This is a genomic window from Streptomyces sp. NPDC045899, from assembly GCF_056431485.1.
In genome coordinates this window covers 111,645-133,214 of sequence record NZ_JBWKKP010000004.1, presented here as the reverse complement: position 1 = coordinate 133,214, position 21,570 = coordinate 111,645, and the positions used below count along the sequence as shown (strand labels likewise).

Below are 21,570 nucleotides of genomic sequence, written 5' to 3'. Positions count from 1 at the left end.
GCTTCCGCCCGTCAGCCGCCGCCCAGCCCGGCCAGCGCGCGCAGCGCCGCCGAACGGCCCTTCGGCGGCACCGTCCACAGCGTCTGTCCCCGGACGCCCCACCGCTCCAGCAGCGCGTTCGCGGCGAGGAAACCGGTGGTCGCCGCGCGTTCCATCAGCGCCACCGGCAGGGCGGTGCGCACCAGATCCCCCGCCAGCACGACGGAGGGATCGGGGGTGCGCACCGTGGGGCGGCCGCCGAACCCGCCGACCGGGAACAGCGGGCAGTCCGCCCGCCACTCATGGCGCCGCGCGACGATCCGCGCCTCCCGCGTCTCCGGGTAGAGCCGGTGCAACTGGGCGATCAGCGCCGTCTGTCCGGCCTCGCGGTCGAGGTCCGGGGCGACGGCGTAGGCGTGCAGTTCGACCACCGAACCGCCGGTGCGGGCGGCCCACCGGGCCGCCTCGCCCTCCCAGCGCTCCAGCACACTGACGTTGTCCAGCGCGCCGTAGCCGCTGGTGCCGAGGAAACCGGGGCGGTCGGCGCGCACCGGACGGTCCAGCCACAGCCGGGACACCAGGAACGGCGGTGCCGTGCGCAGCCGTTCGATCCCGGCCCGCCACCGTACGGTGCCCAGCCGCGGTGAGTCCGCCACCACCCGGCGCAGCCCGTCGGTGTCCAGTGCCAGTACGGCCGCGTCATGGTGCCGGGTGACGCCGTCCGCGGTGAGCCGTACCCCGCCGCCGGGTTCCGGCTCCAGGCGCTCCACCGGGCTCCCCGTCCGCAGCCGTACGCCGTGGCCGGTCAGATAGCGGCCCAGCGGTTCCCACAGGGACTGCGGGAACGGCTCCCGGGGCACATCGAAGAGCAGTCCCTCCGCGGAGCCGAGGAAGTAGATGTGGAACATCAACGCCAGCTCGGCGGCGGAGAGTTCACCGGGATCGGCGAAGAAGCTGCGCGAGAACACCTCGAACGCCAGATGCCGCGCGGCCTCGGGGAAGCGGATCCGGGTCAGGAAGTCCCGTGCGCTGATGCCGTCCAGCCGCTCGTACACCTCCGGCACACGGACGTCCAGCAGCGGCAGCGCGGCGGCCGGACGCATCCGCAGCAGGTCCCGCACACCGAAGCTGGGGCTCAGCGCCACGAAGCCCAGGGCGCTCAGCGGTGGGGTGCGGGGCACCCTCGCGAAGCTGTCGTACGTCCCGCGGCTGTGCCGCAGCGGGTAGTCCGGCAGTCCGGTGAGCGTCCGCAGTCCGGGGTCGGTCCGCCGCAGCAGTCCGCGGAGGTTGTAGTACTGCCGGAAGAAGGCGTGGAAGCCGCGGCTCATGGTGACCTGTGAGCCGTCGTCCAGCCGTACCGGCCAGCCCGCGAGCCGTCCGCCGAGGTGTGCCTCCCGCTCGTACAGCGTGACGCGGACACCGCGTTCGGCCAGGCAGGTGGCGGCGGCGAGTCCGGCCACACCGCCACCGGCCACCGCCACGCTCGGCGCGTCCCCGGTGATCCGGGGCCGTCCCGCCGGCGGCGGCAGCACCCGGGCGCGGCGGTCGCGGCCCCGGCGCGGTGCGGCGCCGTCGACCGCGCCGCGCCGTCCCACGGCGGTCACCAGGTGGTCCGGTGGCCGGGTACGCCGGTGGCCGCGCCGCCCACGACGGTGTGCACCACCCCGGTCTGCCAGCCGGGCATCGGCACCACCCTGACCTGGTCGAAGCCGGCCCGCCGCATCCGTTCACGGAAGGCGTCCGCGGTGTCGAACTCCTCGACGCTGCGGCGGAGGTGGCGGTAGAGGGCCCGGTCCCCGGTGAGGGTTCCGGCGGGCTGGACGATGGCGCGGCACACCGCGGTCCACACCGCCCGGTGCAGGGGGTTGCCACTGAGCAGGTAGTCGTGCACCGCCAGCCGACCGTGCGGCACGAGCAGCGCGCGGACGGTGCCGAGCAGCGCGTCCGGATCGGTGACGTTGCGGAACAGATAGGCGGCGAAGACCGCGTCGAACGACCCCGTGCCCCAGGTGGCGGAGAGCCGCTCGGCCGGGGTGTGCACGAAGCGGACCCGGGACGGCCAGCGCTTGGCGGTGGCCCGCTCCAGCATGCCCACCGAGGCGTCCACGGCCACGATCTCCGCCTCGGGCGCGGCCCTGAGCAGTGCGGCGGTGGAGGCCCCGGTACCGCAGCCGAGGTCGAGCAGCCGCAGCCCGGCGCCGTGCGCGGGCAGTCCCAGGCGCCGGGCGGAGCGGCGCAGATGGCCGTGGTAGCCGGGATTGAGGGCGACCAGCCGGTCGTAGCCGGACGCCGCGCGGTCGAACGCGGCGGCCAGTTCCGCGTCGCGCAGCAGGACCGGTGTGCGATGTGGTGTCATACCGCCTCCACGGGGGCCGGGGTGTGGCGTCGCAGCCAGGGCAGTTCGGCGACGGTGCGCAGCATGGCGGGCACGGGTGTGCGCAGCCCGATGGCGAAGTCCTCGGCCGCCCGGGTCCGTCCGTCGAGGAAGCGCAGCAGCCGTTCCATCGGCACCTGCCGGAACAGTCCGGTGAAGAACGCCGCGCCGTCCACCCGTCCGGCCGCCAGGGCCCGCAGCAGTACCGCGTCCATCGCCCGCGCCCGCGGACGATGGGGCCGGGGCGGCACCGGGGGCAGCCCGCGCCGCCACGCCTCCGCAACCGCCCGGCTCTGCCGTTGCACGGTGGCGAAGGTGTAGCCGGTGGAGGGACGGGTGGCGCCGCCGGCGGTGCCGATGCGGAACACCGCTGCGCCGACCCGCCGGGGGAAGCGTGCGTCGGTCATCGGGATGACCCCCTGCTCGACGGCGGTCACCTCGAAGCGGTCCAGGCCGAGCACCTGCCGTGCGTAGTGGGTGAGCGCGCGGTCGTACCCGGTGTCGCCGAGGACGGCCGGGGAGAACTCGGTGTACTCCACGAGCGCTTCGCACGGGCCGAACGGCAGGACGTAGCCGAAGGACAGTCCGCGCGGCGGCTGTGGGGTGCGGAAGTCCATGAGGTCCGCCACCGCCGGGTCGAAGCGGGGCAGCGGGGTGCGGACGAACCAGCCGCGGAAGTGCTGGAGGAGTGTGGTGCGGGCCGGTGGCAGCGGCCGGGGCGGCCGGGAGTCGAACGCCCAGCGGGCCCGCAGTACGACGGGCTCGCCCTCGGGGCCCGCCCCCCGTACCTCGGCGCCGCCCGGTGCGTCGGTGACGGCGTGCACGGCGGCCGCCACCCGCCGGAATCCGGCACACCGCTCGGTGCGCCGGGCCACGAACGCCTCGAAGTCACCGGATCGGAGCATCTTGTAGCGCAGTCCGGCCGGCCGTCCCTCCACCGTCTCGCCACCGGGGCCACGCACCCGGAGCCGCTCCCAGGACGCGGTGAGCACCTCGTCGAACTCACCGCCGGGCGGTTCCCAGTAGCACCAGGTGCGCTCGGGCGGGCGCAGCGGACCGGGCGGGGCGTCGACCAGGGTGACCTGGGGCGAAGGCGTGTCCCGTGGTTCCGCGCACAGCCGGTACGCGAGCGAGAGCCCGGCCGCGCCCGCGCCCACGATGACGATGTCCCCGTCGATGTCCCCGTCCCGCACGGCGGCGCCTCCTTCCGCGCACAAGGGCCCTGGACCACGGCGCCCCGGGGCTCTCGCCCCCGGCACCGCGGCTCCACTGTTCCCTATGCGCGGCCGGTACGGAGGTACGGCGGTGGACGTGTCGCCCGGGTCCACCGCCGATGACGCCCCATCAGCGGGCCACCGCACCGCCCCACGGGTGTCAGAGCAGGCCGACGATGCGTGGTGGCGCGAAGACATGGCGCGCCCGGTGCTCGAGGACCAGCAGCTCCGGAAGGCGCCGTCGCAGGTCGGACATGCACTTCTCACACGACTCGTCGGCTTCGGGGAGGAATTCCTCGTGCTCCACGGCGATATGCCGGGCCAGCCGGATCTGGGTGGTCACCACACTGTCGCTGGGATCGCAGTCCACCCCCGGCCCGAATTCCTCCAGCGCCGCCTCCACGACCTCGGGAGCCAGCTTCATCGCCTTGTACAGCTCGATGCACTCCCCGCAGCCCCACATCCAGGAAGGAGGGAGCGGCCATTCGTCGTCGGGGTGCTCGTTCCCGGCATCCATGCGGCTCACAGTAGCGACATTCAGGAGTCCCCGAGGGCATAACGGCCACATCCGTCTGTTCCATCGGTAATCAGCCGATGGTGCCCCGGAGATGCGCTCCTCGGGCGCCGGTCACGGCCCTCGGCCACGGGGGCGCGCTTCTGACAGGATGACGGGGTGGGAGGCGTGGACGACACCGGCCGTCCGTCCGACGGTTTCGACGTGGCCACCGGCGACGGACGGGCCCGGGACGAGGACGGCCGGGAAGCTGCGGTACGGACCGCGTTCGAAGGGCTGCTGCAGATCCGGCGGTTGATGAACACCGGTTCCGCCGAGCCCGGAGCGGTACCTGCCGTGTGGGAGCGGAACCAGCCGGTGCGCGCGGTGTCGCTCGCCCTGGAGGCCGCCGGCGTGCGTCCGTCGGCGGTCGACGCCGACGGCCACCGCGTCGCGACCGGCTACCGGGTGAGCGCGGCCGACCGGCCGGGGGTGGTGCGGGTCGCATGGCTGGGCCCGCCCGGCAGCGGCGCGGGGTACGCCGCGCAGGAGGCGCTGCGGGAGTGCGCCGCGGTCCTGGGGCGGCTGGGCTGGGAGGCACTGGAGTACCGGGGGCCGCGCGGCCGGCGCTTCCTGGAGGTCGAGGCCCTGGTCTGACCGGCGCGGCCAGGAGGCGAGCGGGCCGTGTCCGGTCCGTGGTTTGCGCGGCCACGGCCACGGTCGCACGCTGGACACATGGCCGAGCGTCCGCACGCCACCGTCCGTCCGGCCGCCCCCCGCGGTGGGCGGCCGGTGCCGGGGAGCCGTCCATGACCACACCACGGGACCTGCTGATCATGGCCATGGACATGGCGTCCAGCCAGTCCGTCGACCGCGGCGACCTGTCGCTCGCGCTGGCGGGCGCCGAGGCCATCGATCTCCTGGACGCCCGGGCCATCGGGCTGGACGGCGAGCGCATCGTGCCGGGCCCGCCGCTGCCCCTGGCGGACCGGATGCTGGACCAGGCCGCCGCCTCCCTCACCCGGGAACCGCCGTACGAACCGGTCGGCGCATGGCTGTGGCGCAGGGGCCGCGGGCTGCCGGAGGCGTATCTGGGCACGCTGGAGGCGGACGGGGACGCGGTCCGGGAGCGGCACCGCCGATGGGTGCTCTTCCACACCGACGAGCTGGTGCTCGTCGACTCCGCCGCCCGCCGTCGCGCGGAGCACCGGCTGCGCTCGGACGAACCCGTCCTCGCGACGCTCGCCGCGGCGGTCGGGATCGACGACCCGGCCGGACCCGGCTCGCCCACCGTGACACGGGTGGACGACGTGGCGACGGCCACCGTGCTCACGGCCGTGGACGACGCGCTGGGCGAGCTGGCCGTGGAACGGCAGCGCCGGGCCGAGCGGCGCGACGCCGCCACCGCCGACAACGTGCGCCGCGGCTACTGACACCGCCCCGCACCGCCACCGGACACCACCACGGTTCCTCGTGTGGTCCAGACCTACGGCGCACGAGGGGGCGCACACCAACTCGCGTGCGCCGTAAGCCTGTTCCGAAGTCTTTTTGACCACCGATCCGCTCTGCTAACTTCCCCAGGCCAGCGCGGCCCGGAGTGCGGTACACCGGGGAATCGGGCCCGCCCGGACGAGGGAGTCGGAGACGTGTCGCAGCTCGACGCTTGTGAACCATCGGTACGCCCCACCGGCAGCCCCCGGTCCGACGCCGATCTCATACGGCTGATCGCCGGTGGCCGCCCCTCGGGGGACACCACCGACACACCCGATGCCCCGCCCTCCCTCGCACCGGCGGCGGCGGAGGAGGAGGCGGCCGAGGAGTTCCGGCGCCGCCACCTCGCTGCCGTCCGGTCCTACGCCCGCATCTGCTGCCGCGACCGCCTCGTAGCCGAGGAACTGAGCGACGAGGTCTTCGAACAGGCCCGGCACACCGTGCGGACCTCCCGGGAGCCGCGCGAGGCGTGGCGCCACCACCTGCTGATCCTGGGCTACCGCACGGCCGCCGCCTGGGCCGCCACCCGTCGCCGCACCGATGTGGCACCGGACTTCGCGGCCTGGCTGGACACCTCGCTCGCGGCCTTGTCCGACCCGGTGCCCACCGCACGGCTGCTGGAGAACCGGTCGCTGATGCTGCGCGGTTTCCGCAACCTCCCTGGCCGCACCCAGGCCGTCCTGTGGCACACGGCCGTCGACGGGGAGACCGGCGCGCCGACGGCACTGCTGCTGGGGGTGGAGCCGGAACGACTGCCCTCCCTGCGCAGACGTGCGCTGCGGTCCTACCGCGACGCGTACTTCTGGGCCTACGCGGCCCAGGCGGCGGAGGACGACTGCGGGCGGTTCTGCGGTCTGCTGGACGCGGCGGCGCGCCGCGCCGGGGTGCACCGCAGCGGCGACCTGGAAGGCCATCTGGCCAGCTGCCCCCAGTGTTCCCGGGTGCTGAACGTGCTGGTCGGGCTGGGCGAGCGCCCGGCGCAGGTGCTCGCCGAAGGACTGCTGCCGTGGGGCGGGCTCGCCTATCTCGCCTCCCGTCCTGCCCCCGGCGGGCAGGAGGCCACCGAAGCCGCCACCGGTGTCCCCGCCGCCCGGCCGGCCACCGTGCGCCTCACCGACGCCCCCGGAACGGGGGACGGCACCGGCCCCGCCACTCCCCCGGCCGGCCCTGACACCCCGCGGGGCAGGGACGGTCTCGGTGGTGTGTCCGCCCGGCGGATCCCCGTGACACGGGCGCTGGCCGCGACCCTGACGACCTCCGCCGTGGTGGCCACGGTCGCCGTGCTGCTGGTGTCCCCCGGCACCACTACGGACTCCGGTGCGCGACGGGACACCCCCGCGCCCCTCACCCCGCCCGCCACCGGCGAGGTGTCCCCCTCGGGGCCCGCCCGGGACTCCATCCCGACGTCCGGACCGTCCGAGGGCTCCGCCACGTCCGGACCCACCGCCCCGGCGACCCGCGCCCGGCACACCACGGCCCCCGCCCGGCCCGTACCGGACACCGTCTCCGCCACCTCGGTCATCGCGGCGGACACCTTCGACGCGGCCTCCCTGGGCGACGCGGAGGTCGGCCCGGCCACGGGGGACACCGGCTCCGGAGGAGGCGGCCGCCAGGTCGCCCAGCTGGCCGACGGCGCGTATCTGCGCTACGACGACGTGGACTTCGGCGACGGGTCGAGCCAGTTCCGGGCCCGGGTCGCCTCCGACGCCGCGAACGGGGTGAGCGGGCTGGTCGCCGTCCACCTCGACACCCCCTCCAGCACCCCCATCGGCACCTTCACGGTGGACACCACCGGCGGCCGGACCGCGTGGCGTACGGTCCCGACGAACATCACCCGCACCACGGGGGTGCACACCGTCTACCTCCGGTTCTCCTCGGACGCCACCGGCCACCCGCCCTTCGTGGGGCTGCACTGGTTCACCTTCCCGGTGCGCTGACGGTCCCGGTCGCCGAGCCGTACGACGCGGTGCGGGCCGGGCGGGCATGCTGGAGTCATGCCCCTCCGGCCGCTGACCTCCCTCCGCCGTTCCTGGCAGCCGGGCTGTACGACGGTGGTGCTGCCGCTCGGGCTGATCGCCGTGGTGTTCGTGGTGGACATCCTGTCGCCGTCCCACATCCACCTCGGCCCGCTGCTGGTCGCGGCACCCGCGATCACCGTGGCCTTCGCCGGTGCCCGGCTGACCGCCCTGATCGGGGCCCTCGCGGTGGTCACCCAGGTGGCGATCGGAGTGGAGCGGGGGGTGCTGGACACCGCCAACATCCAGGCGCAGATCGGCGCGCTGCTCCTGGTGTCCGCCCTGCTCGTGGGGTTCTGCCTGGTCCGGGACCGCCGGGAGCGGAAACTGCACCGGATGACCTCGGTGGCGGAGGCCGCCCAGCACGTCCTGCTGCGCCCGCTGCCGACCCGCAGCGGCCCGCTGGAGATCGCACACCTCTATCTGCCCGCCGAGGCGGAGGCCGAGATGGGCGGCGATCTGTACGCGGCGGCCCGCACCTCGCACAGCACCCGGCTGCTGATCGCGGACGTCCGGGGCAAGGGACTGGCCTCGATCAGCCACGCCGCGCTGCTGCTGGGCGCCTTCCGCGCGGCCGCCCACCGCCAGGCCACCCTGCGCAACCTCGCCGTCCACCTGGACGGCGCGATGCGCTGGGACAGCACGCAGTGGCGGACCCGGGACGACACCGACACCGAGGAGTCCTTCGCCACCGCCATGCTGCTGGACATCCCCGACGAGGAGCCGGTCGTCCACATCATCAGCTGCGGCCATCCCCCGGCCCTGCGGCTCGGCCGGGGCGGTGTCAGCACGCTCCACCCCGGCGCCCACCACCTGCCGCTGGGGCTGGGCGGACTCAATGGGACGTCCGACTACCAGACCGAGACGTTCCCCTTCGAACGCGGTGAGCAACTGCTGCTCTACACCGACGGGGTGGTCGAGGCCCGCGACGCCGAGGGCGTCTTCTACCCGCTGGCCGAACGGGCCACCGGCTGGGCCCAGCGCCGTCCCGACGCGGTGGTGCGCCGGCTGCGCGAGGACCTCACCGCCCACATCGACGGCCACCTCGGCGACGATGCCGCCGTGGTGGCCGTCCGGCGGACCTAGGCCGTACCCGGCGCCGCGAGCAGTTCCTCCACCTCCTCCGCGCTGGTGTCCTGGAGTTCCTCCCCGAGGAGCAGCCAGCGGGTGATGCCGATCGAGCGCAGGAACGGCAGGTCGTGCGAGGCGATGAGCAGGGCGCCCTGATAGGAGTCGAGCGCGCCGGTCAGCTGGTGGACGGCGGACGTGTCCAGGTTGTTGGTGGGTTCGTCCAGCATCAGCAGCTGGGGGGCCGGGGCGGCGAGCATGGTGGCCGCGAGGGCGGCGCGGAAGCGCTCCCCGCCGGAGAGGGTGGCCGCCCGCTGTTCCCCCCGCGCCCCCTTGAACAGGAACCGCGCCAGCTGCGCGCGGATGTGCTGGTCCGTCACCCCGGGCGCGGCCCGGGCCACATTGGCCGCCACGCTCAGTTCCCCGTCGAGCACATCGAGGCGCTGGGGCAGGAAGCGCAGCGGCACCCATGCCCTTGCCTCGCCGGACAGCGGGGCGAGTTCGCCGGTCAGGGTGCGCAGCAGGGTGGTCTTGCCCGCTCCGTTGCGGCCGACCAGCGCGATACGCTCGGGGCCGTGCACCCGGAGGGTGCCTTCACGCAGTCTGCCGTGGCGGGGACGCAGTCCGTCCAGGCTCAGCACGGTGCGCCCCGCGGGTACGGCGGTGTGCGGCAGGGACACCCGGATCTCGGCGTCGTCGCGGATGGCGTCCGCGGCCTCCTCCCGGCGTTCACGCGCCTCCTCGAGCCGGCCCTCGTGGAGTCCGCGGAGCTTGTCGCCGGACTCCTGGGCGGACCGCTTGCGTTCTCCGGCGACGATCCTCGGTGCCCTGCGCTGGGCGTCCAGCTTCTTGCTCTGACGCTGCCGGCGGGCCAGTTTGATGTGGGTCTCCTCCAGTTCGCGCTTCTGGCGTCGGACGTCGGCCTCGGCGGCCCGCAGGGTGCGGGCGGCCGCCTCCTGCTGGGTGGCCACGGCCTCCTGGTAGGCGGACCAGCCGCCGCCGTACCAGCTCACCGCGCCGGAGCGGAGTTCGGCCACCCGGTCCACCCGCTCCAGCAGTTCGCGGTCGTGGCTGACCACGACCAGCACTCCGGAGCGCCAGGAGTCCACGGCCTCGTAGAGGCGGCGGCGCGCGAACAGGTCGAGGTTGTTGGTGGGTTCGTCGAGCAGCAGCACATCGGGGCGCTCCAGCAGCAGTGCGGCCAGGCGCAGCAGAACGGTCTCCCCGCCGGACATCTCCCCGACGGCACGGTCGAGTCCGATGCCGTCGAGCCCGAGGGAGCCCAGGGTGGCGAGGGCGCGTTCCTCGACGTCCCAGTCGTCGCCGAGGGTGTCGAAGTGTGTCTCGTCCACCTCCCCGGCCTCGATGGCGCGCAGCGCGGCGCGCCGCCGGGCGATACCGAGGGCCTGGTCGACCCGGAGCGCGGTGTCGAGGGTGAGGTTCTGCGGGAGGTACGCCAGGGTGCCGCCGACGGTCACCGTCCCCCGGGCGGGACGCAGCCGCCCGGCGAACAGCCTCAGCAGGGTGGATTTGCCGGTGCCGTTGCTGCCGGCCAGGCCGGTGCGGCCACGGCCGATGGTCAGGGAGAGTCCGTCGAAGACGGGGGTGCCGTCGGGCCACTGGAAGCTCAGTGCGGAGCAGGTCACGGAGGCGCCGGGCACGGTGGTGTGGGCCATGTGGTTCTCGCAGTCGTCAGCGCGGAAAGGGGGCTTGGTGTGCGAGCACCACGCGGCGGCCGAGCCGTGGGAGGGGCGCTGCCCTGCGAAGGTCGAGGGACGGCTGGGGCACCGAGGTCGGATCCACGCGGATGGTCACGGGGCCGGAGAAACCGGCCGCGGGGTGACGGGCGTACGGCGGGTGCCGTACCGCGCGGTGATCGCGGACCTCAGATGCGCAACGTCCACCTCTATCGGAGACAACAGGACGCTGTCACTGTACCGCAGCCGCGCTCAGTGCGAGGTGCGGTGCGACAGGCGGTGCGGGGTCCGCAAACGCGGCCAGCGCCGGGCCATCGGGTCCGCGCGCCGGGGCGTCCGGTGCACCCGGGCCAGGACCAGGACGGTGTCGTCGGCCGGGTCCCCGGGCACCATGTGGTCCAGGATGCGGTCGGCGGCGGCCTCCAGCCCGTCGGGGGCCAGGTGCACCTCGGAGCGGAGCGCGTCGAGCCCCTTCCCGACGTCGTGGGTGCGGCCCTCGATCAGCCCGTCGGTGTACAGCACGAAGACGGAGTCCGCGGGCAGTTCGGCGTCGGCGGTGCGGAAGCGGCAGCCGCCGATGCCCAGCGGCACGCCCAGCACCTCGTCCAGCAGGTCGACCCGGTGGTCAGGACGCAGCACCAGGGGTGGTGGGTGTCCTGCGCTGGCGAGGCGCAGATGTCCGGTGGTGGGGTCGTAGACGGCGTACAGACAGGTGGCCAGTTCGATGTTGGACTCCCGGGCGAACTGGTCGAGTTCGGCGAGGAGTTCACTGGGTTCGGGATCGTGGCGGGCCAGTGCGCTGGCGGTGATGCGCAGCCGCCCCATGGCGGTGGCGGCGGGGATGCCGTGCCCCATGACGTCGCCCACCACCAGGGCGACGCGGTGGGCGGGCAGCCCGATCACGTCGTACCAGTCGCCGCCCACCTCGGTGATGCGCCCGCCGGGCAGATAGCGATGGGCGATGTGCACATACGGGCTGTTCGCCAGGGAGTTGGGCAGCAGCGCGCGCTGGAGCCGGAGCGCGATATCGCGCTCCTGGTTGTACAGCCGGGCGTTGTCCAGGCACAGCGCGGCTCGCGAGGCCAGCTCCCCGGCCAGGCCGCGGTCCTGCTCGGTGAAGCCCGGCCGGGACGAGGACCGCCCGAAGACGGCGATGCCCTGGACGGTCTTGCGGGCGATGAGGGGCGCGAAGAGCAGACTGGACAGACCGCTGTCGTTCAGCAGCCGGGCCCGCTCCTCGGTGAGCACGGTGCGGTTCAGGAAGTCGTCGTCCACCCTGGCCAGCGTCGGCCGTCCCGTGCGCAGCACCTCGTGGATGATCGAACCGGTCGGATACGTCACCACGTCGAGCCCGCCGACCAGTTCGGTGGCGGGCGGCGGCAGGATGGTCTCGGCGGCGATCCGCCGGGTGACCAGGGGCCGGTCCGGGTCGAAGTCCAGCCCTTCCTCCGGGGATCGCATCACCTCCACCACCGCGCCGTCGCAGAAGTCCGGGACGGTGACGTCGACGACCTCCTGCCCGGTGATCCTGGTGTCCAGGGTGGTGCCGATCCGGGCGGCCGCCCGGTCCAGCAGGGCCAGCCGCTGACGGGCGGCGGACGCCTCGACCAGGGCCTGTTCCCGGTCGGTCACATCGACCATCACCCCGCCCACCCCGAAGAAACGGATGCCGCCGGGGCGCGAGAGCGGGAAGAGGGACACCGACCACACCTGGTCGGTGTCCGGGTGCCCTTTGGTACGCACTCCCACCAGTGTGCCCACGATCGGCCGTCCCACCTCGGCCACGGCGCTCAGCATGGCCGCGTACTCGCCGTTGTCCGAGGCGATCACGACCTCGTCGACATGGCGCCCCAGATGGGCTTCGACGGGGAGTCCGTCCATATCGGCGAGGGTCTGGTTGACATGGGCGTAGCGCAGGTCCTCGTCGAACATCACCAGACCGATGGGGCAGCTCTGGAAGAGCACGTCGAGGAAGGCCAGGTTGGTCTTCACCCGGTCCAGTTCATCGCCCCTGCTGCCCAGGGCGAGGACCACCACCCGGCCGCCCACCCCGGCCACCGGGAAGACCCGGAACGCGGCGTCGAGGGAGCTGCCGTCCCGATGGCGGGCGCGCACCCGGCCGCGCCAGTAACCCTCGGTACGGCCCCGCTCCACCAGCCGGGTCCACGATCCGGCCGCCCTGTCGGACGGACCGGCGAAGAGCATCTCGCCGGGCTGCGACAGCGCCTCCTGGGAGCGGTAGCCGAAGAGGTCCTGCGCGCCCGGTCCCCAATAGCAGACGCGGTCGGACTCATCCACGGCGAAGACGGCCACCGCCACCCGCTCCAGCAGGGTGCCCGGCTCCGACCAGAGCGGCCCTCGCCCCGCTTCGTCGCTCTGCCGGTCTGCTGGCACCGGTCGTCCCTCCGCGCTCGTGAAACGCAGTGACCTGGTCGCCCTCGAAGAGGGGCCCTCCCGATCCAGTCTGCGCTCTTCCGCCACATGCCGAAAGAGAGCACGGAGGGTCCCCGGCGGTCACGTTCCGCTGATGGCGCTTCCGGGGCGGGAGGGAGGCCGTACGGGCCGCCGGGCTCGTACCCTTGCCGCACCCGACAGCCCGTGTCCGACCCGTACCGAAGGTGGCCCATGACCAGCCCCGCACCCCATGGCGCGGCCCCGCTCGCGGGAATCCGCGTGGTCGACCTGTCCAAGATCCTGGCCGGACCGTACGTGACCATGTCGCTGGCCGATCTCGGTGCCGATGTCATCAAGGTCGAGCACCCGGACGGCGGCGATCCCACCCGGCGGTGGGGCCCGCCCTTCAACGGTCCCGACGCGGCGTACTACCTGGCCGCCAACCGCGGCAAACGCTCGGTGACGCTCGATCTGAAGTCCCCGGCCGGGAAGGAGGCGGCCCACCGGCTGATCGCCGACGCCGATGTCGTCGTGGAGAACTTCCGCCCCGGGAGCACCCTCCAGGAGGAGTTCCGCTACGACCGGCTCAGCGAGGCCCATCCGCGGCTGGTGGTGCTGCACATCTCCGCGTTCGGCGAGACCGGCCCGCTGCGCTCCGAACCGGGCTACGACATGGTCGCGCAGGCCGCCGCCGGGCTGATGTCCCTGACCGGTGAACCCCAGGGGCCACCGGTCAAGGCCGGATACGCGATGGGCGACCTGGGGGCCGCGCTGTTCGGCACCATCGGGGTGGTCTCGGCCCTCGTCGAACGCGCCCGGACCGGCCACGGCCAGTACCTCACCACCTCGCTGTACGAATCCCAGCTGGCCCTGCACATCAACTGGGCCACCAGCTACTTCGCCACCGGGGAGACCCCGACCCGGCTGGGTTCGGGGCATCCGAGCCTGGTGCCCTACCAGGCGTATCCGGCGTCGGACGGCCACTTCGTCATCGCCGTCGGCAACGACGCGCTGTGGCAACGCCTCTGCGCCCTGATCAACCGCCCCGACCTCGGGGACGACCCCCGGTTCAGCACCAACCGGGACCGGGTGGTCCACCGCGCCGAGCTCAACGCCGCGCTGGAGACGACCCTGCGCGGCGGGACCGTGGAGCACTGGTGCGCCACCCTCAAGGCGGGCGGTGTCCCCGTCACCCCGATCCGGACGCTCGACGAGGTCTACGGCTCCGAGCAGACCGCCGCGCTCGGCATCGTCCAGCAGGTGGCGCACCCCGTCGTCGGGACGCTGGACCAGGTGGGGTTCCCGGTGAGCTACCGCGGTGTGCGGCCGCCGGTGCGCACCGCGCCACCGCTGCTCGGTGAGCACAACCACGAGGTGCTCTCCGCGCTCGGCTACGACGCCGAGGAGATCCGGCGGCTCACCGAGCCGCCCCCGCCCGGTCGCTGACGGTCCCGCACAGCGCGGCGAATCCCGGTGTCCACCAGGTGCGGCCGTCCGCGGTCTGTGCGAACGCCTCGACACCCGGCAGGGACGCCACCCAGTCACGGGCCCGCTCCCCCTTGACGAACGCGGCGGTGGCCAGGGCGTCCACCTCGGTCAGATGACGACCGACCAGGGTGATCGAGACCAGGGCGGTGGGCGGTTCGCCGGTCGCGGGATCGAGGATGTGGTGACCGCGTTCGGCGGTACCGGAGGTGGCGACGGCCAGGTCCCGGCCCGACACCACGGCCGCCACCTCACCACCACGCCACGGGTCGGCGATCCCGCACCGCCAGGGGCGGCCGGGGGCGGAACCACCGCGCGCCTGGATGTCACCGCCGCCGTTGACCAGATGGTGGCGGGACCCGGCCGCGTACAGGATCCGGGAGGCGCGCTCGGTCGCCCACCCCTTCACCATCCCCGACGGATCGAGCCGTCCGCCCGGCGAAGCGGTGAACGCCCCGCCGCTGCGGTGGCCGACACCGCGGCACAGCCTCAGCACCTCGGCCACCTCGGCGTCGCACTCCGCGACCGTCAGCTCCCCCCTCGCCAGCCGGCTGATCTGGCTGCCGGGCCGGTACGTGGAGAAGATCGCGTCCACCCGGTGCAGCCAGCACACGGCGTCACCGAGGGCGCTCTCGATCGCGGGGGTGGCCGGGTCACGGATGTCGAAGGAGAACACCGTCCCCATGACCTCCTCGGCGTGGCGCAGCCGGTGGCGTTCAGACATCGGCCCGGTCCAGGGCGCTCTGGAGGGAGGAGATATAGCCCTGGCTGGTGTAGGTGGCCCCCGAGACGGCGTCGATGTCCGCGCTCTGGGCGTCCAGCGCCCGCTGGGTGAGCTGCGGGACGGCCTGGGCGCTGGGGCCCTCGTCATGGACGCCTTCCAGAACGTCCACCTCGGTGAGCCTGGACTTCGCCAGGGTGATCCGGACCTGCACCGGGCCCCGCCGGGTCTCGACGACGTCACCGGTGAAGCGGCCGGACACCGCGTCCGGTGACGCACCGGTGGAGGTGCCGGCGGAGCCGTCGGCGGACGGGCGCGACGAGGGCGCGGCGGCGGGGGCGGGCCGATCGGGCTCCTGGTGCGGCTTCGCGTACAGCACCAGGAACAGCCCCAGCACGGTGGTGGCGGTGACCAGGACGGGACGCTTCATGGCAGTGGCTCCTCGACTTCGGGTACGGGTACGGCGGTGGGGCGGCGCGGGTCAGAAGGCGAACGACTCGTGGTGGATACGGCGCCGGGGCACCCCGGCGCCCCGCAGGGCCCGCACGGCGGCCGCCGTCATCCCCGGCGGTCCGCACACGAAGGCGTCGTGGGAGGCCAGTTGGGGCACCAGCGCGGCCAGCGCCTCCGTCGTCAGCGGCGGCGCCTGGCCACCGGGGGCGCCGACGGCGTAGTGCACCCGGGCACCGCGCGCGGCGGCGATGTCGTCGAGCTCACGGCGCAGCGCGAGGTGTTCGGGGCTGCGGGCGAAGTACACGAGCACCACCTCGCCGGGCAGCGTCTCGAAAAGGGTGCGCAGCGGGGTGATGCCCACCCCGCCCGCCAGGAGCAGGGTCCGCTCACCACGGGCCCGGGCGGCCGTGAACCCTCCGTAGGGGCCCTCCGCCCACACCCGGGTGCCGGGCCGCAGCCGGGCCACCGCGCGGGAGTGGCCCCCGGCCTCCTTGACCGTGATGCGCAAGTGGCGGGAGTCGGGCGGCGCGGAGAGGGAGAAGGGATTGGCCGTCCACCACATGCCCCGCGCCAGGAAGCGCCAGCGGAAGAACTGGCCGGGCCGCGCGCCCAGCGCGCCGAGCCGCTCACCGGTGAGGTACACCGACACCACGCCCGGGGCCTCCGGATGGATCTCGGCCACCCGCAGCCGGTGGCGCAGCGCCCGCCGGACCGGGGTGATGAAGCGGAACCACAGCAGCAGGGCGGCCACCCCGAGGTAGAGGCTGTACCAGGCGGTGCGCGCCGCTGATGAGCCGAGGAAGTCCGAACCGTTGGACAACTGGTGGAAGAAGGCGAGGAAGACCGCGAGATAGGTGCAGAAGTGCAGGTAGTGCCAGGTCTCATAGCTCAGCCGGCGGCGCGCGGCACGGGCGGAGACCACTCCGGTGGCCACCAGCAGCACCATCCCGGCCGTGGCCATCAGCATGTCCTCGTAGTGGAACACCAGGGTGGTGGTCTGGTCGAGCACGTCCGTGCGGGACACCACCGCATAGCCCCAGATGATCAGCATGGTGTGCGCCAGGGCCAGGAAGACCGTGTACCGGCCGCCCATCGCGTGCCACCGCGCCAGCCGGTCGCTGCCCACCCCCCGGTCCAGTGCCGGTATCCGCGCCATCAGCGCGAGCAGCACGGCACACGCGTAACCGGCCAGCAGTCCGGTGAGCCGCCCCGCACCGGTCAGCCAGCCGTCCAGACCGACGACCGCGGGGGTGTTCCGCCACCACAGGACGAGAACGGCGGCGGCCCCCGCGTGGATCAGGGCCAGCACCACTGCCGGGGGCAGCCCGCGGCTGACCGGGGGCGGTGTGGAACGCGGCAGCCGGCGGCTGCGGCCGGTGTGCTCGATGGCGGTCACGGTGATCTCCCTCCACGGGCGGACACGACACCGGTGGGGCGCGGCTGCGGACCGCGGCACCACCGGTGGCGGACACCGTGGCAACCGTTCCTCTGGGTTTCCTCTGAGAACGGGCCCTGGCATGCTCGGGACGCCGGATTCAGAGGAAACACAGAGGTTGGCACGGGAGACTGCGGGCACCATGGAGAATCTCGACACCCCCTCGGCGGCACCGGCCGGACTGCACCGCACCGACGGCACCCCGGTGCGGGTGCTGGTCGTGGACGACGAACCCGATCTGGCCGGCATCCTGTCCGATGTGCTGCGCTACGAGGGCTGGCAGGTGCGCACCGCGGGCAGCGGCGAGGACGCGCTCATCGCCGCTCGTGACTTCCGCCCCGACGCGGTGGTGCTCGATGTGATGCTCCCCGACATCGACGGCCTCCAGGTGCTGCGGCGGCTGCGCGCCGAGTCCCCCGGTGTCTGTGTGCTGTTCCTGACCGCTCGGGACGCGGTGGAGGACCGGATCGCCGGGATCACCGCGGGCGGCGACGACTACGTGACCAAACCCTTCAGCCTCGAAGAGGTGCTCGCCCGGCTGCGCGGGCTGCTGCGCCGGGCGGGCATGACCCGCGCCACGCACTCCGCGCAGCTGCTGACCTTCGGGGACCTGGTGATGGACGAGGACGCCTGCGAGGTGTCGCGCGGCGGACAGGTGGTGGACCTGACGCCCACCGAGTTCGAGCTGCTGCGGTTCCTGCTGCGCAACCCGCGGCGGGTGCTCAGCAAGGCCCAGATCCTCGACCGGGTGTGGAGCTATGACTTCGGCGGCCAGGCACATGTGGTCGAGCTCTACATCAGCTATCTGCGCAAGAAGATCGACGCCGGTCGCAGTCCGCTGATCCACACCGTGCGCGGGGTCGGCTACGTCCTCAAACCGGATCCCCGGTCCGACGCCCGCCCCGAGCACGGGCCGGACCCGCGATGAGAGTCCCCTCCGCCCTGGTCCCGCGCAGTCTGCGCGCCCGGCTCACCGCGGGAGTGGTGGCCCTGCTGGCGGTGGCGTGCGTCGCGGTCGGGATCGCCACCTCCGCCGCCCTCGAGGGGTTTCTGCTGCAACGCCTGGACCAGCAGCTGAACACCGTGGGCGGCCACTTCCCCGCCAGTCTGAACCCCGTCCCGGTGGCGGCGCGGAGCGATCTCACCCCGGACCGTTCCGGTTCCGGCCGCTCCGGCTCCGACGACCCCGCCGGCCCGGACACCCGCGGCCAGGCCGCGGGCACCTTCGGCGCCTGCGTCCTGAACGGAACGGTGACCCAGGCCGCCGTCGTCCGCGAACGCACCGAGACCTCCGTACCGCTCACCGGCACCGACCGGCGCACCCTGGCCGGCGTACCGGTGGACGGGCGCGGCCACAGCGTCACCCTGTCCTCCCTGCGCGAATACCGGGTGATGGCGACCCACGGCAGGGGCGATGTGCTGATCACCGGACTGCCGCTGGCGCCGGTGGAGGACACCGTCGACCGGCTGCGCCTGGTCGAGGCCGTGGTGTTCGGCGCCGCACTGCTGGCCACCGGGGTGGCCGGCGCCGTGGGCGTCCGGCTCTCGCTCCGCCCGCTGCGCCGGGTGGCGGCCACCGCCTCCGGGGTGGCCCGGCTGCCGCTGGCGGGCGGTGAGGTGGCGGTGACCCAGCGGGTACCGGACACCGATCCGCGCACCGAGGTCGGCAAGGTCGGCTCGGCGTTCAACCGGATGCTCCAGCACGTGGAGGACGCCCTCGCCCGCCGACACGCCAGCGAGGAACGGCTGCGCCGGTTCGCCGCGGACGCCAGCCATGAGCTCCGCACCCCGGTGGCCTCCATCCGCGGCCATGCCGAACTGGCCCTGCGCCACCCCGATCCCATGCCGGACAAGGTGCGCCACGCGCTGGACCGGGTCCGCTGCGAATCGGTGCGGATGGGCGAGCTGGTCGATGACCTGCTGCTGCTCGCCCGTCTTGACGCGGGCCGCCCGCTCGCCGCGGAACCGGTGGATCTGACCCGGCTGGTGCTGGACGCGGTCAGCGACGCCCGAGCCGCCGGACCGGACCACCGCTGGGTGCTCGAACTCCCCGAGGAGCCCGTGGTGGTGAGCGGGGACGGCCGCGGACTCCAGCAGGTACTGACCAATCTGCTGGCCAACGCCCGCACTCACACCCCGGCGGGCACCACGGTGACCGTACGTCTGGTGTACCGGGACGACGGGGTGGAGTTCGTGGTGGAGGACGACGGCCCCGGTGTGCCGCCCGCCCAGCAGGCCACCGTCTTCGACCGTTTCGTACGGGCCGGTGACGGGCGGGCCCGCACCGGCGGCGGCACCGGTCTGGGCCTGGCCATCACCCATGCCGTGACCACCGCCCACGGTGGCCGGGTGGACCTCGTCAGCCACCCGGGCCACACGGTCTTCCGGGTGCGGCTGCCGGGGTCCGCGGACGGCGCGGCGGACACACCCTAGGAGTTCCGCTCCGCCGCGCGGCCCGCGCCGAGCGCCGCCAGGAACAGCCGCTCGCACCGCTCCGCCATGTCCCGGGCCGATTCACCGGGGTGACGGGTCCACCAGACCACCAGGGAGCTGACCACCCCGGTCCACACGTGCTTGAGGGCGGCCGCGTCCCGGGGGTCGTCGAACCCCCGGGTGTTCAGCAGGTCCTCCGTACCGCGCGCCGCCATACCGTCGATGGCCGCGCGGTAACGGTGCGCGGTCTCCGCCGGTTCCCCGGTGTCCGGGAGCGTGGGGTCGTACAGCAGGAACCACCCCTGGCGCTGCCCCTCCAGGGCCTCGAAGACGGCGCGCAGCACCGCCACCGGGGTGTCCGGGGTGGTGGCACCGTCCATCGCCTCCGCGATGGCCGTGCTCAGCCGGTCGCCGATACGCCGCAGGGCGGCCAGATAGAGACCGTCCTTGGAGCCGAAGTACTGGTAGAGCAGGGGTTTGGTCACCCCGATGACACCGGCGAGGTCCGCCATCGAGACCTGTGCGTAGCCACGGGTACCGAACTCCTCGATCGCGGCGGCGAGGATCTGCTCCTCCCGCCGGTGCCGGGGCACGCCCTTGGAACCCGCCTTGGCGGGGGCCGTGCCCTCCGCCGTCGATCCCCGCGCCGGCCGCCCTCTTGTGCTCGCCATGGCCCGATCTTACCTTGAGGTAATATACCGATGGGTAAATTCCTGGGAGGCGCGTCCATGAAGACCAGATCATGGTGGGGCTGGGGCTGGGAGCAGGAGGCCCTCACCGACGCCGAATGCATGGACCTCGGTGCGCTGGTGCCCGGCACCTCGGCGGTGCCGCTCCCGGTACCCGCCCTCGCCGATGTGGCACCGCCCGCACCCCGGCTCACCGCCCCCGCCGCGCTCGCCGGGATCGTGTCCGCCGACCCCGCCGACCGCGTGGCGCACACCATGGGCAAGGCGTACCGCGATGTCGTCCGGGCGCTGCGCGGCCGGCCGGGCCGGGCACCCGACCTGGTGGCGTTCCCCGAGGCGGAAGGGGATGTGGCCGACCTCCTCGACTGGGCCTGCGGGGAAAGGATCGCGGTCATCCCCTTCGGCGGCGGAAGCTCCGTCGTCGGCGGGGTGGAGTACCGGGGCGAGGACCACCCCGCCGTGCTGTCCCTGGACCTGACCCGGATGAACCGGGTCCTGGAGGTCGACCCGGTCAGCCGCGCGGCGCGCATCCAGGCGGGCGCCCTCGGGCCGGTCCTCGAAGAGCAGCTGCGCGCCCATGACCTGACGCTGCGGCACTATCCGCAGAGCTTCGAGTTCTCCACCCTCGGCGGCTGGCTGGCCACCCGCGCCGGTGGACACTACGCCACCCTGCACACCCGCATCGACGACTTCACCGAGTCGCTGCGGGTGGTCACCCCCGTCGGTATCAGCACCTCACGGCGGCTCCCGGGATCGGGCGCCGGCCCCTCGCCGGACGGGCTCTTCCTCGGCTCCGAGGGCACCCTCGGCGTCATCACCGAGGCGTGGATGCGCCTCCAGGCCCCGCCGCGCCACAAGGCGTCCGCGTCCGTCACCTTCGAGGACTTCGGCCGAGCCATGGAATGCGTACGGCAGTTGGCCCAGTCCGGACTGCACCCCGCCAACTGCCGGCTGCTGGATCCGGGGGAGGCCGAGCTGTCCGGAGCGGATCCGGGCGGACGCAGTGTGCTCGTCCTCGGCTTCGAATCGGCGCACCACCCCGTGGACGGCCCTCTGGAGACAGCCCTGGAGACGGCCCGCGCGCACGGCGGCACCGCCCGGCGGAGCGAGGGCGGCGCCGATGACTCGGTGGCGGCGTGGCGGTCGGCCTTCCTGCGGATGCCCTACATCCGGGACGGGCTGGCGCGGATGGGCGCGATCGTGGAGACGTTCGAGACCGCGTGCACCTGGGACCGGGCGCCGGAGCTGTACGAGGCGATCCACCGTGAGGTCGGTGCCGCGGTGGCGAAGGTCACCGGTACACCCGCCAGGATCACCTGCCGGTTCACCCACGTCTATCCCGATGGACCCGCCCCCTACATCACGGTGATCGCGGCGGGGCGCCCCGGTTCGGAAGTGGCGATGTGGGACGACATCAAACAGGTGGCCTGCGAGGTGCTGGACGCCCATGGCGCCACCATCACCCATCACCACGCCGTCGGGCGTGACCACCGCCCGGGTTACGACCGCCAGCGGCCCGAGCCGTTCGCGCTCGCCCTCGACGCGGCCAAACGCGCCCTCGACCCCCGCGGTGTGCTCAACCCGGGGGTGCTGGTGCGCTGACCGCCCGCGTGGGGACCCACAGGTGCC

18 protein-coding genes are annotated in these 21,570 nt (G+C 73.7%); 8 read left to right on the top strand and 10 right to left on the bottom strand.

Annotated elements, in window-relative coordinates; translation table 11 throughout:
* Nucleotides 1-11: 11 nt before the first annotated feature.
* The 4 genes from AC07FT_RS07490 to AC07FT_RS07475 all read right to left on the bottom strand — a co-directional run bounded on the left by AC07FT_RS07490 (nt 12) and on the right by AC07FT_RS07475 (nt 4,084).
* Complete coding sequence (locus tag AC07FT_RS07490) at nt 12-1,583, bottom strand: FAD-dependent oxidoreductase (protein WP_479174750.1); 1,572 nt, start codon at nt 1,581-1,583, stop codon at nt 12-14.
* Nucleotides 1,580-2,335 (bottom strand): class I SAM-dependent methyltransferase, encoded by a 756-nt coding sequence (locus AC07FT_RS07485; RefSeq protein WP_479174748.1) that lies wholly within the window; start codon nt 2,333-2,335, stop codon nt 1,580-1,582. The genes AC07FT_RS07490 and AC07FT_RS07485 overlap by 4 nt, the downstream gene beginning before the upstream one ends.
* Nucleotides 2,332-3,546: a lycopene cyclase family protein gene (locus AC07FT_RS07480; protein ID WP_479174746.1), complete on the bottom strand. Its 1,215-nt coding sequence runs from the start codon at nt 3,544-3,546 to the stop codon at nt 2,332-2,334. The genes AC07FT_RS07485 and AC07FT_RS07480 overlap by 4 nt, the downstream gene beginning before the upstream one ends.
* Before the next feature lie 181 nt (nt 3,547-3,727).
* Nucleotides 3,728-4,084: a hypothetical protein gene (locus AC07FT_RS07475; protein ID WP_432009886.1), complete on the bottom strand. Its 357-nt coding sequence runs from the start codon at nt 4,082-4,084 to the stop codon at nt 3,728-3,730.
* A gap of 156 nt (nt 4,085-4,240) precedes the next feature.
* On the opposite strand from AC07FT_RS07475, the gene AC07FT_RS07470 reads away from it, so the two are divergent.
* From AC07FT_RS07470 to AC07FT_RS07455, 4 genes are all read left to right on the top strand, one after another.
* A complete protein-coding gene (locus AC07FT_RS07470; protein WP_471200398.1) occupies nt 4,241-4,717 on the top strand; it encodes a hypothetical protein in 477 nt (158 codons plus the stop codon).
* Nucleotides 4,718-4,869: 152 nt separating this feature from the next.
* Complete coding sequence (locus tag AC07FT_RS07465; protein WP_479174744.1) at nt 4,870-5,493, top strand: GOLPH3/VPS74 family protein; 624 nt, start codon at nt 4,870-4,872, stop codon at nt 5,491-5,493.
* Between the two features lie 213 nt (nt 5,494-5,706).
* The gene (locus AC07FT_RS07460; protein WP_479174742.1) at nt 5,707-7,488 is read left to right on the top strand and encodes a carbohydrate-binding protein; all 1,782 of its coding nucleotides are present in this window, start codon (nt 5,707-5,709) and stop codon (nt 7,486-7,488) included.
* Nucleotides 7,489-7,545: 57 nt separating this feature from the next.
* On the top strand, nt 7,546-8,652 hold the full coding sequence (locus tag AC07FT_RS07455) for a PP2C family protein-serine/threonine phosphatase (protein ID WP_479174740.1): 1,107 nt from the start codon (nt 7,546-7,548) through the stop codon (nt 8,650-8,652).
* On the opposite strand, the gene AC07FT_RS07450 is transcribed toward AC07FT_RS07455, so the two are convergent.
* Complete coding sequence (locus AC07FT_RS07450; RefSeq protein ID WP_479174738.1) at nt 8,649-10,310, bottom strand: ABC-F family ATP-binding cassette domain-containing protein; 1,662 nt, start codon at nt 10,308-10,310, stop codon at nt 8,649-8,651. The genes AC07FT_RS07455 and AC07FT_RS07450 overlap by 4 nt on opposite strands.
* 273 nt (nt 10,311-10,583) lie before the next feature.
* Nucleotides 10,584-12,725 carry a SpoIIE family protein phosphatase gene (locus AC07FT_RS07445; protein ID WP_479174736.1) on the bottom strand — a complete coding sequence of 714 codons (2,142 nt, stop codon included), beginning with the start codon at nt 12,723-12,725 and terminating at the stop codon, nt 10,584-10,586.
* Nucleotides 12,726-12,956: 231 nt separating this feature from the next.
* Here AC07FT_RS07445 and AC07FT_RS07440 point away from each other — a divergent pair, with 231 nt between their 5' ends.
* A complete protein-coding gene (locus AC07FT_RS07440) occupies nt 12,957-14,171 on the top strand; it encodes a CaiB/BaiF CoA transferase family protein (RefSeq protein WP_471200414.1) in 1,215 nt (404 codons plus the stop codon).
* Here AC07FT_RS07440 and AC07FT_RS07435 read toward each other — a convergent pair.
* From AC07FT_RS07435 to AC07FT_RS07425, 3 genes are read right to left on the bottom strand one after another with little or no spacing between them, the layout of a single operon-like run.
* Nucleotides 14,143-14,934, bottom strand: a complete 792-nt coding sequence (locus AC07FT_RS07435; RefSeq protein WP_479174734.1) for an FAD:protein FMN transferase — start codon at nt 14,932-14,934, stop codon at nt 14,143-14,145. The two genes, AC07FT_RS07440 and AC07FT_RS07435, sit on opposite strands and share 29 nt — an antisense overlap.
* A complete protein-coding gene (locus AC07FT_RS07430) occupies nt 14,927-15,361 on the bottom strand; it encodes an FMN-binding protein (RefSeq protein WP_479174732.1) in 435 nt (144 codons plus the stop codon). Before AC07FT_RS07430 ends, AC07FT_RS07435 begins: the two co-directional genes overlap by 8 nt.
* 51 nt (nt 15,362-15,412) lie before the next feature.
* The gene (locus AC07FT_RS07425) at nt 15,413-16,771 is read right to left on the bottom strand and encodes a ferredoxin reductase family protein (RefSeq protein WP_479175197.1); all 1,359 of its coding nucleotides are present in this window, start codon (nt 16,769-16,771) and stop codon (nt 15,413-15,415) included.
* Nucleotides 16,772-16,961: 190 nt separating this feature from the next.
* Here AC07FT_RS07425 and AC07FT_RS07420 point away from each other — a divergent pair, with 190 nt between their 5' ends.
* Nucleotides 16,962-17,747 (top strand): response regulator transcription factor, encoded by a 786-nt coding sequence (locus tag AC07FT_RS07420; RefSeq protein WP_479175195.1) that lies wholly within the window; start codon nt 16,962-16,964, stop codon nt 17,745-17,747.
* Nucleotides 17,744-19,252, top strand: a complete 1,509-nt coding sequence (locus AC07FT_RS07415) for a sensor histidine kinase (RefSeq protein ID WP_479174730.1) — start codon at nt 17,744-17,746, stop codon at nt 19,250-19,252. Before AC07FT_RS07420 ends, AC07FT_RS07415 begins: the two co-directional genes overlap by 4 nt.
* On the opposite strand, the gene AC07FT_RS07410 is transcribed toward AC07FT_RS07415, so the two are convergent.
* Nucleotides 19,249-19,923 carry a TetR/AcrR family transcriptional regulator gene (locus tag AC07FT_RS07410; protein WP_479174728.1) on the bottom strand — a complete coding sequence of 225 codons (675 nt, stop codon included), beginning with the start codon at nt 19,921-19,923 and terminating at the stop codon, nt 19,249-19,251. The two genes, AC07FT_RS07415 and AC07FT_RS07410, sit on opposite strands and share 4 nt — an antisense overlap.
* Before the next feature lie 57 nt (nt 19,924-19,980).
* Here AC07FT_RS07410 and AC07FT_RS07405 point away from each other — a divergent pair, with 57 nt between their 5' ends.
* Nucleotides 19,981-21,543, top strand: a complete 1,563-nt coding sequence (locus tag AC07FT_RS07405) for an FAD-binding oxidoreductase (protein ID WP_479174726.1) — start codon at nt 19,981-19,983, stop codon at nt 21,541-21,543.
* Nucleotides 21,544-21,570: the final 27 nt, after the last annotated feature.

Bases quoted from the DNA above. Each gene is read 5' to 3' on its own strand.
- AC07FT_RS07485 (WP_479174748.1), bottom strand. From the start codon at position 2,335: ATGACACCACATCGCACACCGGTCCTGCTGCGCGACGCGGAACTGGCC.
- AC07FT_RS07475 (WP_432009886.1), bottom strand. From the start codon at position 4,084: ATGGATGCCGGGAACGAGCACCCCGACGACGAATGGCCGCTCCCTCCT.
- AC07FT_RS07465 (WP_479174744.1), top strand. From the start codon at position 4,870: ATGACCACACCACGGGACCTGCTGATCATGGCCATGGACATGGCGTCC.
- AC07FT_RS07455 (WP_479174740.1), top strand. From the start codon at position 7,546: ATGCCCCTCCGGCCGCTGACCTCCCTCCGCCGTTCCTGGCAGCCGGGC.
- AC07FT_RS07450 (WP_479174738.1), bottom strand. From the start codon at position 10,310: ATGGCCCACACCACCGTGCCCGGCGCCTCCGTGACCTGCTCCGCACTG.
- AC07FT_RS07440 (WP_471200414.1), top strand. From the start codon at position 12,957: ATGACCAGCCCCGCACCCCATGGCGCGGCCCCGCTCGCGGGAATCCGC.
- AC07FT_RS07435 (WP_479174734.1), bottom strand. From the start codon at position 14,934: ATGTCTGAACGCCACCGGCTGCGCCACGCCGAGGAGGTCATGGGGACG.
- AC07FT_RS07430 (WP_479174732.1), bottom strand. From the start codon at position 15,361: ATGAAGCGTCCCGTCCTGGTCACCGCCACCACCGTGCTGGGGCTGTTC.
- AC07FT_RS07420 (WP_479175195.1), top strand. From the start codon at position 16,962: ATGGAGAATCTCGACACCCCCTCGGCGGCACCGGCCGGACTGCACCGC.
- AC07FT_RS07415 (WP_479174730.1), top strand. From the start codon at position 17,744: ATGAGAGTCCCCTCCGCCCTGGTCCCGCGCAGTCTGCGCGCCCGGCTC.
- AC07FT_RS07410 (WP_479174728.1), bottom strand. From the start codon at position 19,923: ATGGCGAGCACAAGAGGGCGGCCGGCGCGGGGATCGACGGCGGAGGGC.
- AC07FT_RS07405 (WP_479174726.1), top strand. From the start codon at position 19,981: ATGAAGACCAGATCATGGTGGGGCTGGGGCTGGGAGCAGGAGGCCCTC.